Origin of the sequence: Paenibacillus sp. FSL H8-0168, assembly GCF_038592955.1 — a bacterium.
Classification (GTDB): Bacteria; Bacillota; Bacilli; order Paenibacillales; family Paenibacillaceae; genus Paenibacillus; species Paenibacillus polymyxa_B.
Window position 1 is genome coordinate 2,684,859 of sequence record NZ_CP151948.1, and the last position, 14,850, is coordinate 2,699,708.

Here is a 14,850-nt window from a genome sequence, read left to right on the forward strand (position 1 = left end):
TTAGTTTTTGCGATGTTTTTTTTTAGTTCTATATGGAAAACGTAATATGGCGTCCCTCTGCTCCGACGATTTGTAATTGGCAAAGGGGCTCAAATACGGTACACCGAACGAATGAAGCCCATTCAGATGCACAAAGAGCATGAGGATACCAACAGTCAATCCGTACACACCAAACATAGCGGCTATGCCTATGAAAGCGAAACGTAATATCCGGATTGGAATAGCAAAGGTGTACGAGGGAATGACAAAGCTCGAAATGGCAGTTATTGCAACAACAATGACCATAACAGCCGAAACGATGTTTGCTTCTACAGCTGCCTGGCCGATCACTATTGACCCAACAATTGAAACGGCTTGACCGACCGTCCGTGGCATACGAAGACCTGCCTCCCTCAGAATTTCAAAAACCACTTCCATGATCATTGCCTCAATAAATGCTGGAAACGGTACTCCTTCACGTTGCGCGGATAAGCTTAATAACAAAACTGTTGGAATCATATCCTGGTGGAATGTCGTTAATGCGACATAAATGGCCGGAGCCAACATACAGATTGCTAGACAGATGTACCTTAATATTCGAATGATACTGCTGTAAATAAAGGATTGATAATAATCTTCTGCGGATTGAAGGAAATCTGCAAACACCGCAGGTGCAAGGATGGCGAAGGGAGATCCATCCACAAATATCGCAATTTTCCCCTCCATAATTCCTGCTGCAATAGAGTCTGGGCGATCAGAATTATAAAAGAGCGGAAATATCGTGAGTTGCTTATCTTCATGGAGACATTCTTCCAAATATTCGCTTTCAAGCACGCCTTCTACATGCATGTTCTTTAACTTGGATATCATGTCCTGCACCTTTTTTGGGTCAGCGACCCCATGTAAATACATGACAGATACATCGGTCTTGGTTTTTTCGCCAACTTTTACCGTAGTTAGACGTACTCTTGTATCCTTCACCCTTCGACGAACCATAGTCGTATTCGTACGTAAACTTTCTGTAAACGCTTCTTGCGGACCTCTGACCACAGGCTGCGTCTTCGAGTCCGTAATGCTGCGTTCTTCCCATCCAGGCAAAGAAATGACCAATCCTTCATCCGTATCGTTCAGTAGTAGGAGAAGACCACCTGAGAGGATCTGTTCCAAGGCATCTTCAAAGTTTTGAGTAAAGCTTGCTTCCCCAATGTCCAAAATTGCGTTTTTCAATAACGGTAAAGTGATCTCGTCAGAGGAAACACGATCATGCAACGGACGGATCACGTTGTCCTGTACCTTTTGCATGTCAGTCATTCCGTCTAAATAAAAAAGTGCGGCGTGTTTATGGCCAACTGTGATTTCACGAACAATAAAATCCGAACTGTTTCCCATGAAGTCACAAATGAGATCGATATTCCGGCATAATTCTCTTGAAAATTTGGTATGTAACTTCATTTTCACCCTCCTCAGATACGTAGTATTAACAATAATCCGTAATAATACTACAATAATCCATAATTGAGTTTGTGTCAGTAAGGTCAATGACATCTTAACGGTGGAGGATTCGGGTTAAGTAATTTTTGAAGACAGTTGCGGACAACAAGAAACTCTTGGATAAGGGAAATTTTGATATAGCAAACAGCGTGAAAGAAACCAATTGTGTGCTTAAAACATCCGTTTGACTACGGAAAACACTAAAATCCATAGCTGGGCCTAGTCAGGACTAGCAGAAGGGTGACTACGAAGGGTACAATACCTATATCATTGAGGGGAGGAATTCTACATGAACGAACAACTCATAAAAAGCGATGGAATAGTAATTTGTACTGACAGTTTCGGAAAACAAGTTAACCCGGCAATATTACTGATTATGGGGGCTCAATCCTCACTGGTCTGGTGGGAGGAAGAATTCTGCCAGCGTTTAGCAGAGACAGGTCGCTTTGTCGTTCGCTATGATAACCGAGATGTTGGACGTTCTACAACCTATGAACCTGGGCAACCGGACTATACTTTCGAAGACATGGCAGATGATGCTATTCGAGTATTGGATGCGTATAAGATTGAGCAAGCGCATATTGTGGGCATGTCCATGGGCGGCATGCTGACTCAAATGATAGCTCTGCGACATCCAGGCAGAGTTCTAACCGTTACCCTCGTATCAACGTCCAATTTTGCTCCCGATCTTCCACCGATGGAGGAAAAGGTTATGGACTATTTCTTGAATATGGGAGCAATAGATTGGACGAACGAACAATCGGTGGTCGATTTTGTGATAGGTAGATCAAGAATTCTAGTAGGTTCAAAACACGCTTACGATGAGAAAAAAGTTTATAAATTAGCAAAAGAAGAATGGAAAAGAAGCAACAATATAGCCAGCATGAACAATCACGCAATGCTGTCAGGTGGAGAATCCTATCTGGCTAGGACAAGGGAAATAATCGTCCCTGCTCTGGTTATACACGGTACTGAAGATCCGATTATCCCTTATGAACACGGAATAAATCTTGCTAACGAAATTCCAGGTGCGGTTTTACTGACATTGGAAGGTACTGGACATGAACTTCACTACGACGATTGGGATTTAATAATCGATTCTATTTCAAATCACACTTCGATATCCAATTAAGTTAAACTGATGTGTAGGATAGTTGAATAAAACAGTGGCAGTCTAAGATTTATTTTTCGTCCATGGATGCCGCTGTTTCTATTACTTGGCTCAGTATAATGTAGTGTTGTGCTTAGGGAAATGGGCTATCTTGCAGCAAACATGACCTATAGCTTTATTCTTCGCTTTTCTCCGTTCAACTAACGTTTTCCGTTTGGTAATTAGCAAAACACATAAGGGGTTATACAAAATAATGCTTGTTTTCATTAACCCATTGAGTAAATGTTCTGGCTGGCTTGCCTGTAACGTGTTCTTCTGTAATTTCAACAAGATCAATGTATTTATCTATAACTACAGAAATTTGTTTAACCATACTTCTTGTAGACAATGCTTCTGGTCCTGTGAGATGTGCTTTTATAGTTTCGGGAATATCAAGATCACCTAGAACTACTTGTGCTCCTTTAGGCAAGTTGCTTTCCTTCCTTTACAATGCCTTTACTTCTATAGAAGAAGAAACGAATTACCCAAGCAGCAACTGAGACCATTTCAACTGATATTATTATTGAGGAAAAAAAGGAGGAGTTTTTGGTAGTAACAGAGGCTGATCCTTACACAAATGATAAAAGCATTTACGATTCTATGATAAAACACGAAAAGTACTTGAACATTTATAGTATTGATGCTTCCCATACAGTAGGCTGGATGAGAGATACTAAAAGAGTTTTAGCAAGTGAAACATTCAATTATGATTATCTTTTTACTAGAGTTAGTAAAAAATCAAATTATTCAAATTTCAAGCGAGAAAAAGGAACATATTTAATCGCGTACCATACAGAGGGATACTCAAGCGTATGTGACACTTATGATCGAATAATAAATTATGCTAATGATAAGAGTATAGAACTACAGGGATTTTTTTATGAGGATGTTTTGTTAGATGATCTTTCAGTTAGAGGTTATGAAGAGTATTTAATTAAGATCTCTGTTCAAATTTTAACCATCCATGCATCCCAATAAAACATTTTCCTCGCTGTAGTGAATGCCTAATGTCTGTTGAGCCGTACTTACTACTATTAATTGGTGTGATCTACAGATCGCAAGAGATAATGAATGCAAACATTCAAAAAATACAGGTTGAAAATAGTACCATATCGAACTATAATATTAGTACGATATGGTACTTTTTTTGAGAAAATGGAGGTGCACATGGGAATTATAAAAGGAAGATCTGTTTTTTTATCAGCATCCATAGATGCATTGCTGGCTAGAATAGTTTCAAGAAAACACAGGGAATCTGAGGTTGATACTTTAACAGCAACTCAAGCAAGGATTTTGTTTTATCTTTGGACGAAAGACGAAATACCTATACATGAAATCTCAAGGGTTACCAATCTTCAAAAGTCAACTTTAACGAGTATATTAGCTAAGTTGGAAAAAGCAGGACATATCAGTTTTATGCCTTGCCAAACAGACAAACGGAAAACAATAGTTAAAGTAGTGAACAGAAATGAAAAATTAGTGGAATTAAACAAAAAGATTATTGATGAAGTCGGAGAGATTTTTTACAAGGGATTTAGCGAGGAAGAAATAGCATTGTATCAAAGTTTCTTAATAAGAACTTTAGATAACCTGATAGAATGCGAGAATGAAAAAAAGTGAGGAGAGAGAGTATGAATAAAAAACTAAGAATGGTATCCTTCGTACTTTTAGCAACATTGGCTTTTGCCACACAAAAGGAAAGTTTCGTAGCTGCTGAAAGTCCTCCTACAGATGTGATTAGTATGGCTCCTACCTATAAAGATGTGGTGTATGCAACCGTAACTAATGACGATGGAAAGAAAAAAGAGTTAAAAATGAACATCTTTAAGCCGGAGGGTGTAACCGAAGCAACTCCTGTCTTGGTATATATTCATGGTGGAGGATGGGCTATAGGGGACTATCAGGGCGATGATGCGCCTAAAGATGCAAAGAAGGAAACAGCCGCGCCACCAAATCGACCAGCACAAATGACAGGTAGAGTTACAGATCAAGTGGCTACAGATTCAGCATATCAAGTTTTCAAAAAAGTATTAGAAGATAAAATTGCTTTCGTTTCCATAGATTATCGGCTAAGTGGCGAAGCTATTTTTCCGGCTCCCATTTATGATGTTAAGGGCAGTATCAGATATCTGCGTGCACATGCCAAGGAATACGGTATTGATCCAGAAAAAATTGCAGTAGCAGGAAATTCTGCAGGTGGACATCTGGCTACCGAACTCGCTGTTACTAGTGATATAAAAGAGCTTGAAGGTGATGTTGGGGGCAATCTTGAGTATTCAAGCAAAGTAATGGCTGCAGTTGATTTTTACGGTCCAACAGATATTTTTACCATGGGCCCTGAGATGGACCCAACCCTGCAATCTCCTGAGGAGGCAGCCGAAACACATGACTCTCCACGAGCAGCTGAAGCCAAACTTCTTGGATTTGATAAAGAAGGACAAGGTGTGGCAGTCCTGAGAGATATTCGGGATAAAAAACAAACCAATTCTCCTTATTGGGAAAAAGTAAAGTTGGCAGAATTGGCAAGTCCTATAAATTATGTATCTTCAGATGATCCACCCATGTTTATTGCACATGGAGGAAGTGACAGTTTAGTATCTATTCAACAAAGTTTGAGACTTAGAGATACTCTTAACCATGCAGGAGTAGAAAATATTTTTATGTCTAACTCTAAAGCTCCCCACGGTGGCCAGGGTGAAGATGTCAATAATGCAGCTATAACCTGGGTAACAAAAAAATTGCTTAATAAGTGAGAAATTTTAAATATTTATGTTATTTTATTAAAAAAAGGGATCTCCATTTATGGAGGTTCCTTATTCTTTAAAGCCTACTTTAGATGAATTAGATTGGCTCTTTTAACCGTTTCATTGCAGATTAAGTCGTTAGGCTATGAGTTAGATTAATAATGTACTACCCATTGGATATCAAGATGAAATGTTTCTTGAACGGAAGATGCCGATCGAACAATAGGATCAGACAATTTTGTAGCGGAAAATGCTCATATGTGAGATGGCTTGATGATTTTAGGAACTCTATCCTAAGGGGGAGGGCTTCTTTTGGTTTGTTCTATTTAATAAATAGTCTGTGCTTGTTTGGTGGAAATTTGCCAATAGTCCTTCAATTATTCCTAGTGAAATATTCGCTAAAATTCAATATTGATATTTCCAATAGGATATTCTTATTTTTGGGGAACAAAACGCATCTACGGATCCGAAATTTACGCAAAGTCTGTATCAAGAAGGAGAAGATGAAATGAGTATCTTGGAGGATTTATATTACGGCAAATGTATCCAAGTGAACGAATCAAACCGAAGAACCCTGAACTTGAACTAACCCATCAGAAAATATCCGCTTCTATGGAAACTCTAAAAGCAAGATTGCCAGAACAAGATTATAAGTTAATTGAAGAACTATTTGATTTAAATGATGTCCTAATTTCTATATTATCTGCCTCGGATTATATTTCTGGGTACAAAACGGGAGTTTTGATGATGTTAGAAATATTTGATGGGAAAAATTATCGAAACTAAGGTATACCTTTGTAAAGTAAAGGGAAAGAAAACTTATACAGAATAGAGTTAAAAGGCAAGGGCCGGACGCTATAGCGTACCGGCTTATTTAATATGAGATGGCTGTTAATCTTATGATCATATAACTGAAATAAGATATATTTTCACGATTATTCAGAAGAAGATGAGGCATTAAAAAGGTACTTATTTATAATGAAGGGGAGCTGAATTTAATAAATATAAGTCAGAGGTCATAGGGATTAAGTCTTCTAATTCATATAACAATTAGTAATAAAGATTGTTTTCCATAAATTTGAATAATGTTATTATGTCTTAATGAACTCAACCGAGGTAAATTATGACAACAATTAAAGTGACACCTGAACAACTTATAACTGTCTCTAAGAAATTTGAGCTTGCGCAGCAAACGGCGATGCAAATGAATAGTCAGTTATCGCAGCAAATTTCGTTTATGGAACGATTTTGGGAGGGGATAACAAAGGAGCAATTCTATTATAGATTCCAAACATCTCAGAAGAATATGGCTGACTTTGTTACACTAACAGATTCGATTGCTAGAGAACTACGGCAGCATGCAAATAAGTTTAGATTAGCAGATATGATGGAGGATGGGAATCTAGACCCAGGTTGCTTGCCACCTCCACCGAATACTTGCGCAGTTCCTGTTGCAGATACACGAAATGCGCTTCAGAAATCGGCGGATAGCTTAACGGAGCTTGGGCAGGATTTTGTAGCAGCTAATTCAGAACGATATGAGAAAAAATTTGATTCAGTCTGGAGCTTCCTAGATTATATGTCGTACGGCATTCCGAAGGGAATGTATCAAGGGTACATGGAACGGGCAGCTAAACAAAACGATTCGTGGAATGACATGCTCAATTTCGGTACATTTGGAGTATCGGGCATGATTCAGGGAGCATTTAATCCCACAAATGCATGGTCAAAAGAACATATGGCAAATTTGATTGGTACAGCTGGTTTGATGATAGGTTCTACGACAACCAAAGCGCTGATTAAGCCCAAAAATATTTTGGAAGGGTCTGTAAAGTTTGAATCGACTCAGAGTAAAGCCAATATTTTAAAAGAAAGCGAACAGCGCTCTTCTAATATAAAATCAGACGATTTTAATTATGCTGAAACTGGTGCTCGTAATATTTCTCCAGAGCAATTTTTTAGAGAAGAAGCTATTGCAGAAGAGTTGTATGAAAAATTTAGGAATTTAGGAAATCAAGACGTGGAAGCCATTTCTAAAAATACTGGTTTTTCAGAAAATAGAATTCAAAGAATCAAAGACCATGTTTTTAACGATACCCACATTAAAGATCATGGAATCGGGAGATTTGACCCAGACTTTGAGTTATCACAAGCGTGGGAGAGATTAATGGATGGGAAGTACGTGGATTCTGATGTACAATTACTACATCATGAGCTTTTTGAATCGAGATTTGAAGGCATATTCCATACGAATTACAGAACAGCACATGATAAAACTATAGAATCTGGAAGACCATGGAATTGGGAAAAGATTTATGAGGAGTGAGAATAATGGCCGTATATATAATCATGTTAAAAGATTACGAAGATGAGGAAAGAGTTGTATATAGTTATGGACCGAGTGAAGATGTAATGGGGAAAATAGAATATGACAAAAAAAATGAGGTTATAAATCAAATTTCACCGATAGTTTCAGAGAATTATGCTGACGAATTTTTCTTTAAGAGAGCGGGACGAAGGTTGGCAAGGATGATTATTAAGGAGAATGGAAACTTCGTAGAAAAAACTACTATTGAATCGTAAGTGAAACATATAAACTATTTACAAGAATCGTAGAAACAAATGGCGATGCCATTTTAGTTTTTTAAAGTAGCTCTCACATTAGGAGTTACTTTTTTTATTACAAGAGGTGCAGTACGAGGCTTGGGAAATACGTGTAGACAGAAGGCTTTCTTTATAGATGAGAAAGTTTGCTAGTGAAATCGAAGATATTGTAAATGAATTCTAGTTAAGGGAATTGCATCTAATTCGGATTATGTTAACAATCAATAATATTAAGGGGAGTACGTAAAGGTGATTTTGAGAATGGAAGCATTTATTTTACTTTATAAAGAACAGTATGATGAGACTGTGGTTGTGTATAGATAAGGTCCAAAAAAGAATTCATGAGAGAAAATCCAATTGAATAAAGATGTTAGTTTAACTTTTGAGTCAAAAGATGAAGGTACAATTATAGTAGGAACAAACAAAGGATTAGATCATTTAACCTACCCAGAAATAAAAAAAATGATAGGTAATAAAATTCTTATTAAATATACAAATCAAAATGAAATGGTATTAAGCGTTAGCTCTGTTCAAATTTCAACTTCAATGGCTGAAAAGAAGAATATTGGAATATGCATTGGTAAGTTAGCATCTCCTGATCTTGTTCAAGTGGGGGCAAGTATTTAAAGTTTGGAACATTAATTAATATCTGTTTTAAGGAGGAATAAAATGAATATAGTAAAAAAATTGAAGAAGGAAAATGTTCAATAGATGAGTTAGAAAATTTGCTAGAAGAAAAGAACCCCATAGTTTTATATCATGCAACTAGTCGCATAAAATGAAATGAATATAAGCTTCGCAACAGCCTGGAATTATTAGCATACTCCACAAGTTGCAAAGCTGTCGCACTTGTTCCAAAGTGGCGTTTATGGTATTATATTCCTGGATATCATTTCCCCGACTGCGTAGCCTAAAACTCGCTTCCACGCTTACTAACGACATAATATTCCTTTGTAATTATGTAAAAGCTTTCAAGTTCAACTCTAAAGTTAAAGTTTTCAATCGGTACGTGAAATGATAAAGAAGGGAGGGGAATTTGGGGATTGACATTTGAGCACAAACAGCTCGAATGCACCATCTTGCATGAAGACGACTGTTATGGCTTGCCATCGGTGAATTAAGGCGCTGATATCCAAAAGAATGCCTGGAACCCGTGCAACGCAGTTTGCTGTATGTACCGTAACCAAGGTAATTATAAAAAGCCATTAACTGAAATTTATTGGGCGAAAATAAAATGATGAACTAATTCGGTTTGATTCGAATCCCCACCCAAAAATGAAAGCGGTTACAAATTTAGAAGGGAGGCTATAACATCTGCTGAAAATGTTACAAGTCCGAGTTTCGGAGCACTAACCTTCAAATAGGATACAAAATTACTAATTAAATCTATGCATAGGCAATTTGTAAACTTTTAATAGACATGATATATAGAAATGGAGGTAATATGTTTATGATTAAAAAATTTTCGGTGTTTTTATTAGCTTTTACATTATTGCTGAGTTGTTTACCAATGGTACCTGTACATGCTGCTAACAATGCAATTGCAAAGCTTCCAGGGAATTCAAATCCTCTTATGGACCATAAATTGGGGGCGGATCCCTATGCGTTGGTCTATGATGGAAGGGTTTATATCTATATGTCGAGTGATGCATATGTATATAACAGTAATGGAACGGTGAAAGAGAATGATTTTAGTGAACTAAATAAAATATTCGTCATATCTTCTGCTGACATGGTGAACTGGACAGACCACGGTGCAATTCCGGTCGCAGGATACAATAACAAAAATAATGGAAAAGGTATTGCAAAATGGGCATCACTCTCATGGGCACCGGCCGTTGCACATAAAAAAATAAATGGTAAGGATAAATTCTTCCTTTATTTTGCAAATGGTGCCTCAGGTATTGGTGTACTAACTGCAGACACTCCGATAGGACCATGGACAGACCCACTCGGAAAGGCTCTTGTTACACACGGTACAACTGGAATGTCTGGAGTTACATGGCTTTTTGACCCGGCAGTATTGGTGGATGATGATGGTACAGGATATCTGTATGTTGGTGGAGGTATACCCAATACTTCGGACCCAGCTTCAATTGCAAATCCTAAAACAGCCAGAGTTTTAAAACTGGGCGCTGATATGACCAGTATTATTGGAAGTGCAGTAACCATTGATGCTCCTTACATGTTTGAAGACTCAGGAATTCATAAGTATAACGGCAAATATTATTACTCTTATTGTATCAATTTCTCCGGTACACACCCGTCAAATTACCCAGCAGGTGAAATAGGCTACATGGTGAGCAGCAGTCCTATGGGACCCTTTACTTATACTGGACATTTCCTGAAAAATCCACAAGCATTTTTCGGAGTTGGTGGAAATAACCATCATTCGGTGTTTAACTTTAATAACCAATGGTATGTAGTGTACCATTCCCAAACTGTCAGCAAGGCTCTGTTGGGAGAAGGGAAAGGATATCGTTCTCCTAATATTAACAAGCTTATCCATAATACAAATGTAACGATACAAGAGGTTCAGGGAAATATGGCAGGCGTGCCTCAGATAGCCAATCTTAATCCATACAATAGGATTGAGGCTGAAACAATCGGGTGGAATGCAGGGGTTACAACCGAGGCGAGTCAAGCATCAGGCGGACCGACAAATAATCTTAATGTGACAAACGTACACAATGGAGATTGGATCGCTGTAGGAAATGCCGACTTTGGTAGCGGTGGAGCCAAGACGTTTAAAGCAAACATAGCATCCAATGCAGGCGGTAAAATAGAAATACGTCTGGACAGTGCAACGGGTCCTCTGGTTGGAACTCTTAATGTCAGTTCTACTGGAGGAACACAGACCTGGAAGGAAGTCGAAACCACTGTAAGCAATGCAACAGGAGTCCACAAGGTTTTCTTAGTGTTTACCGGAACAGGGACTGGTAACTTATTTAATATTGATTACTGGCAGTTTACACCCAATACTACTGGAACAAGGGTTGAAGCTGAGGATATGACTCTCGGTGGTACTTACGCTGGGAAGATCAGTTCTCCTTTCAATGGGGTGGCTTTATACGCCAATGATAATTATAGTGCATACACTCAGTATTTTGCCAACTCTACTCATAGTATTTCAGTCAGGGGTGCTTCGAATAACTCCAGTACCGCCAGAGTAGACTTACAAATAGGAGGAACCACAGTTGGTTCCTTTTATTTTACTGGAACTACGCCGACGGTCCAAACCTTGTCTAATATCACCCATGTAACCGGAAATCAAGAGGTCAGACTGATTGTAACCACCGATAACGGGACTTGGGATGCCTATGTGGATTATTTACAATTTAATTAACTAAAACTAAAAGCTTTTAAACCTATCAAAGATTAGGGGCGATTCTAATATGTATAGGAGGATAAGTGTGCTTTTATTAGTTTTACCATTATTCATGAGTATGATGTCCAATACTTCTGTATTTGCAGCTACTACTTTTACAAATCCGTTTATAAATGCTGATTCTCCAGACAACGATGTTATCAGGGTAGGTAATACTTTTTATATGACTAGCACGACCATGCACATGAATCATGGAGTTCCGATCATGAAATCTTATGATCTCGTCAATTGGGAAATCGTAAATTATGTTTACGATACGTATGCCAACAATGACGCACAAAATCTTAAAAACGGGCAGAACGAATATGGAAAAGGCTCGTGGGCAAGCAGCCTTAGATATTATAACGGCATCTACTATGTGTCCTTTGGCTCCAATTCTACCGGCAAAACATACATCTATCAAACCAGCAATATAGAAACTGGTCCATGGACATCATCAGTGCTTGACAACTATTATCATGACGCATCGCTGCTGTTTGATAATGGACGTGTATTCTTGGTTTATGGCAGTGATAATATCAGCATTATTGAGCTTACTGCAGATGCAAAGGCTATCAAGCCAGGGGGACTTAATCAGGTGATTATTTCCGCTGCCAGTAATATTGCCGGGTCCAGCTTCATAGTCAAGGCTGAAGGCGCGCACATACAAAAGATCAAGGGAATGTACTATATATTTCTTATATGCTGGCCATCGGGAGGCAACCGCACACAATTAACCTATCGTGCAAGTAGCTTGACAGGATCCTATACAGGTCAGGTGTCATTGAATGATTCAGGTATTGCACAGGGGGGAATTGTTGATACTCCTTCTGGCTCCTGGTATGCTATGCTGTTTAAAGACAGCGGAGCAATTGGACGTATGCCGTATCTTGTTCCGGTTACATGGTTAAATAATTGGCCGGTATTCGGTGTTAACGGTAAGGTTCCTCTTACGATGGATGTTCCTGTTGAAGGTTATCCCGAAAAGAAGGTCTATGCGTCTGATGAGTTTTCATCTTCTCAAGCCTCCAGTCAGCTTATTGCAAACGGTGGATTTGAAAATGCCACCATAAGCCCGTGGACGAATAATAACACTGCAATTGTTGCAGCAACCACTACAGACTATTACATCGGCTCAAAAAGCTTGTTTGTCAGCGGTAGACAACAAACAGCTGCTGGTCCAAAACAAGTAATTACCGGAAAAGTAACAGCCGGCGGAATGTATAATTTTTCTGCAAAGGTTAAATACACTGAAGGCCCTGCCACTAAGCAATTTAATTTTGGTATTCAGAATGGTCCAAGTTACACAGGTATATCGATTCTTGGGTCCACCACGCTAACCAAGGGCCAATGGGGCACAATTCAAGGAACATATACACTTCCGACAGGTGCCGACCTCTCACAAACGTTTATTTTCATTGAGACACCCTACAGTTCAACCCCAGACCCAACAAGTGATTTGATGAATTTCTATGTGGACGATGTTTCGTTTACAGGAACCTCGTCTTCTGAAGCAACTCTTAAAAAGGAGTGGCAATGGAACCACAATCCTGACAATACTCATTGGTCCCTTACACAGCGTCCTGGATTTATGAGAATGACTACAGGGAAAGTGAGTAAAAGTATTCTGGATGCCAGAAATACGCTTACCCAAAGGACATTTGGACCGAAAAGTACAGGAATCATTGCAATGGAAACAAGCGGGATGAAGGACGGAGACTATTCCGGTCTTGCAGCTTTTCAGGCTAATTATGGATTTGTAGGCATAAAGATGAACGGGACCTCCAAATCCATTGTTATGGTGAATGCCAGCTCTGGAGCAATGACTGAAGTGGCAAGTGTCCCTTTCACCCAGAACAGAGTATATCTTAAGCTTATATGTGATTTTACAAATCAGATGGATAAAGCATATTTCTACTACAGTCTTGACGGCACAAATTGGACGGCTATAGGCAACACACTTCAGATGTCATATACAATCCCTCACTTTATGGGATACCGTTTTGCTTTGTTCAATTATGCTACTAAATCAACGGGTGGTTTTGTTGATTTTGATTATTTAAACTTGCAGTGACAAACAAGAGGGTTTGAAGCTGTGGATCTAAGTTCGTTTCTTGCGCTCCTTCAAGGTTCTTCGGTTCGAAAATCTAACCATGCTAGGCCGCATGAATTGAAAAGCTCAGAGGAAATTACGGACTTCTCCATTGAGATAACAGGGGAAAATGAATGGACTAAACCGACTCCATAATTGGAGTCGGTTTTTACTTGCCAATTGAATAACAACGATTGAAGCTATGGAACTACGATTTTGATGGGCATGTTGCGCATAAAAAAATATATATTTACAGTTGTTATAGGAACTTCTTCATTTCATTAAATGCTAACTCTCTGTGACCTGCTTGGCAATGTTGCTCACCGCCCGTTTCTTTAGTAAATACTTTGGTTGTAATGGACGCAGCATTGATTAATTCTTGTTGGATTTGAGCGAGTCGGCTAATAGGTACGTATTGATCATCTTCTCCAGCTAGTAAAAGAACATCTTGATTAATGAATGCCCCAATGCCGTGCATCGTGTGCTTTTCGAAATTTTTAATGAGATCAAAAGGCGTTGCTTCACCGGTGTTTTCCATCCCTTTGGTAATCTTCCAATGCAAATCAATATTGTGAGTCATCATCTGTTCGAATAATAAATTTACTTGGTCTACTTCATTACGATCGACTAGCTGCACTATGCTCTGGTAAGTTTCTTCTGGCATTCCCATTTTTAAGGCATCTAAACCACAATAGAAAATGTTAAAAGCAACTACTTTATCGATTCTCTTTTCGAAGGCTGCTGCACGCATAGCTAAATACCCTCCCCAAGAAGCACCTACGAGACTTACACGATCTAGTTTGAAATAATCAATCATCGTTGATATGGGCTTTTCCCAGTTGTGAATGAATTTTAGACCGTTTTTTAATGCAGTTCCTTGGCCTGGACCATCAAATACAATAATATTGTAATTAATTCCCTTCATGAATTTCATCATTTTAAGCATCTCTTCCATGTAAGAATCATACCCACCAAAGACAAGTAATGTCTTCGTAGCTCCGTGCGCCAACAATTTTACTGCAGGAAGATAGGAGTCTTCATAGGGAATCTTGTAGGATTCATAATCAAAATCATGAAAGCCTTTATAGAATGTTTCTCTATATTTCTGATACATTTTTTCTTTATTGGGGTCTGTGGTTGCAAGATAAAATTCTGCTGCTTGATAGTAGACTGAGGCTAAGTCATAGTCCTTGCTATCTTCGCGTTCCCTTGCAAAATTGAGCCAAGCTTCATACCAGCTATGGGTGTCTTTTAATTTCGGAATCATTTTTTCTAAGTCAGCTTGTGCTCGATCATCTTCTTGAAAATAATCATTGATAAAACGATTAATTTGAAGATTGAACTGTTCGTTATTGACATAGCATTTAAACATATATTGTCCTCCTTCAATTTGGGTATGTGCTTACTATAGAGTATAGTTACT

Annotated in this window: 13 protein-coding genes; 10 read left to right on the forward strand and 3 right to left on the reverse strand. The window is 38.5% G+C overall.

Annotated features, from left to right (window positions below; translation table 11 throughout):
• Positions 1 to 1,431 (reverse strand): spore germination protein, encoded by a 1,431-nt coding sequence (locus MHI21_RS12360; protein ID WP_342420109.1) that lies wholly within the window; start codon positions 1,429 to 1,431, stop codon positions 1 to 3.
• A gap of 328 nt (positions 1,432 to 1,759) precedes the next feature.
• Here MHI21_RS12360 and MHI21_RS12365 point away from each other — a divergent pair, with 328 nt between their 5' ends.
• Positions 1,760 to 2,602: an alpha/beta hydrolase gene (locus MHI21_RS12365; RefSeq protein ID WP_342420110.1), complete on the forward strand. Its 843-nt coding sequence runs from the start codon at positions 1,760 to 1,762 to the stop codon at positions 2,600 to 2,602.
• 220 nt (positions 2,603 to 2,822) lie between these two features.
• Here MHI21_RS12365 and MHI21_RS12370 read toward each other — a convergent pair whose 3' ends face one another.
• Positions 2,823 to 3,050 carry a hypothetical protein gene (locus tag MHI21_RS12370; protein ID WP_342420111.1) on the reverse strand — a complete coding sequence of 76 codons (228 nt, stop codon included), beginning with the start codon at positions 3,048 to 3,050 and terminating at the stop codon, positions 2,823 to 2,825.
• A gap of 116 nt (positions 3,051 to 3,166) precedes the next feature.
• Between MHI21_RS12370 and MHI21_RS12375 the strand changes: the two genes are divergently transcribed.
• From MHI21_RS12375 to MHI21_RS12415, 9 genes are all read left to right on the forward strand, one after another.
• Positions 3,167 to 3,598: a MerR family transcriptional regulator gene (locus MHI21_RS12375; protein WP_342420112.1), complete on the forward strand. Its 432-nt coding sequence runs from the start codon at positions 3,167 to 3,169 to the stop codon at positions 3,596 to 3,598.
• A 189-nt stretch (positions 3,599 to 3,787) separates the two neighbouring features.
• The gene (locus MHI21_RS12380) at positions 3,788 to 4,240 is read left to right on the forward strand and encodes a MarR family transcriptional regulator (RefSeq protein ID WP_028541357.1); all 453 of its coding nucleotides are present in this window, start codon (positions 3,788 to 3,790) and stop codon (positions 4,238 to 4,240) included.
• A gap of 11 nt (positions 4,241 to 4,251) precedes the next feature.
• A complete protein-coding gene (locus MHI21_RS12385; RefSeq protein WP_342420113.1) occupies positions 4,252 to 5,373 on the forward strand; it encodes an alpha/beta hydrolase in 1,122 nt (373 codons plus the stop codon).
• 531 nt (positions 5,374 to 5,904) lie between these two features.
• Complete coding sequence (locus MHI21_RS12390; protein WP_342420114.1) at positions 5,905 to 6,150, forward strand: DUF6809 family protein; 246 nt, start codon at positions 5,905 to 5,907, stop codon at positions 6,148 to 6,150.
• 337 nt (positions 6,151 to 6,487) lie between these two features.
• Positions 6,488 to 7,690 (forward strand): WXG100 family type VII secretion target, encoded by a 1,203-nt coding sequence (locus MHI21_RS12395; RefSeq protein ID WP_076160939.1) that lies wholly within the window; start codon positions 6,488 to 6,490, stop codon positions 7,688 to 7,690.
• A gap of 5 nt (positions 7,691 to 7,695) precedes the next feature.
• The gene (locus MHI21_RS12400; RefSeq protein ID WP_250261422.1) at positions 7,696 to 7,947 is read left to right on the forward strand and encodes a hypothetical protein; all 252 of its coding nucleotides are present in this window, start codon (positions 7,696 to 7,698) and stop codon (positions 7,945 to 7,947) included.
• A gap of 378 nt (positions 7,948 to 8,325) precedes the next feature.
• Positions 8,326 to 8,595 (forward strand): hypothetical protein, encoded by a 270-nt coding sequence (locus MHI21_RS12405; RefSeq protein WP_342420115.1) that lies wholly within the window; start codon positions 8,326 to 8,328, stop codon positions 8,593 to 8,595.
• Between the two features lie 823 nt (positions 8,596 to 9,418).
• Positions 9,419 to 11,314 carry a carbohydrate-binding protein gene (locus MHI21_RS12410; RefSeq protein WP_341161523.1) on the forward strand — a complete coding sequence of 632 codons (1,896 nt, stop codon included), beginning with the start codon at positions 9,419 to 9,421 and terminating at the stop codon, positions 11,312 to 11,314.
• A 67-nt stretch (positions 11,315 to 11,381) separates the two neighbouring features.
• Positions 11,382 to 13,409: a family 43 glycosylhydrolase gene (locus tag MHI21_RS12415; protein ID WP_342420116.1), complete on the forward strand. Its 2,028-nt coding sequence runs from the start codon at positions 11,382 to 11,384 to the stop codon at positions 13,407 to 13,409.
• Between the two features lie 277 nt (positions 13,410 to 13,686).
• Here the strand turns inward: MHI21_RS12415 and MHI21_RS12420 are convergent, their stop codons facing one another.
• Complete coding sequence (locus MHI21_RS12420; RefSeq protein ID WP_342420117.1) at positions 13,687 to 14,799, reverse strand: alpha/beta hydrolase; 1,113 nt, start codon at positions 14,797 to 14,799, stop codon at positions 13,687 to 13,689.
• Positions 14,800 to 14,850 lie beyond the last annotated feature (51 nt).

Excerpts from the sequence above, each read along its gene's own strand:
- MHI21_RS12420 (WP_342420117.1), bottom strand. The coding sequence starts at position 14,799 with ATGTTTAAATGCTATGTCAATAACGAACAGTTCAATCTTCAAATTAAT.
- MHI21_RS12385 (WP_342420113.1), top strand. The coding sequence starts at position 4,252 with ATGAATAAAAAACTAAGAATGGTATCCTTCGTACTTTTAGCAACATTG.
- MHI21_RS12390 (WP_342420114.1), top strand. The coding sequence starts at position 5,905 with ATGTATCCAAGTGAACGAATCAAACCGAAGAACCCTGAACTTGAACTA.
- MHI21_RS12380 (WP_028541357.1), top strand. The coding sequence starts at position 3,788 with ATGGGAATTATAAAAGGAAGATCTGTTTTTTTATCAGCATCCATAGAT.
- MHI21_RS12400 (WP_250261422.1), top strand. The coding sequence starts at position 7,696 with ATGGCCGTATATATAATCATGTTAAAAGATTACGAAGATGAGGAAAGA.
- MHI21_RS12360 (WP_342420109.1), bottom strand. The coding sequence starts at position 1,431 with ATGAAGTTACATACCAAATTTTCAAGAGAATTATGCCGGAATATCGAT.
- MHI21_RS12395 (WP_076160939.1), top strand. The coding sequence starts at position 6,488 with ATGACAACAATTAAAGTGACACCTGAACAACTTATAACTGTCTCTAAG.
- MHI21_RS12365 (WP_342420110.1), top strand. The coding sequence starts at position 1,760 with ATGAACGAACAACTCATAAAAAGCGATGGAATAGTAATTTGTACTGAC.
- MHI21_RS12410 (WP_341161523.1), top strand. The coding sequence starts at position 9,419 with ATGATTAAAAAATTTTCGGTGTTTTTATTAGCTTTTACATTATTGCTG.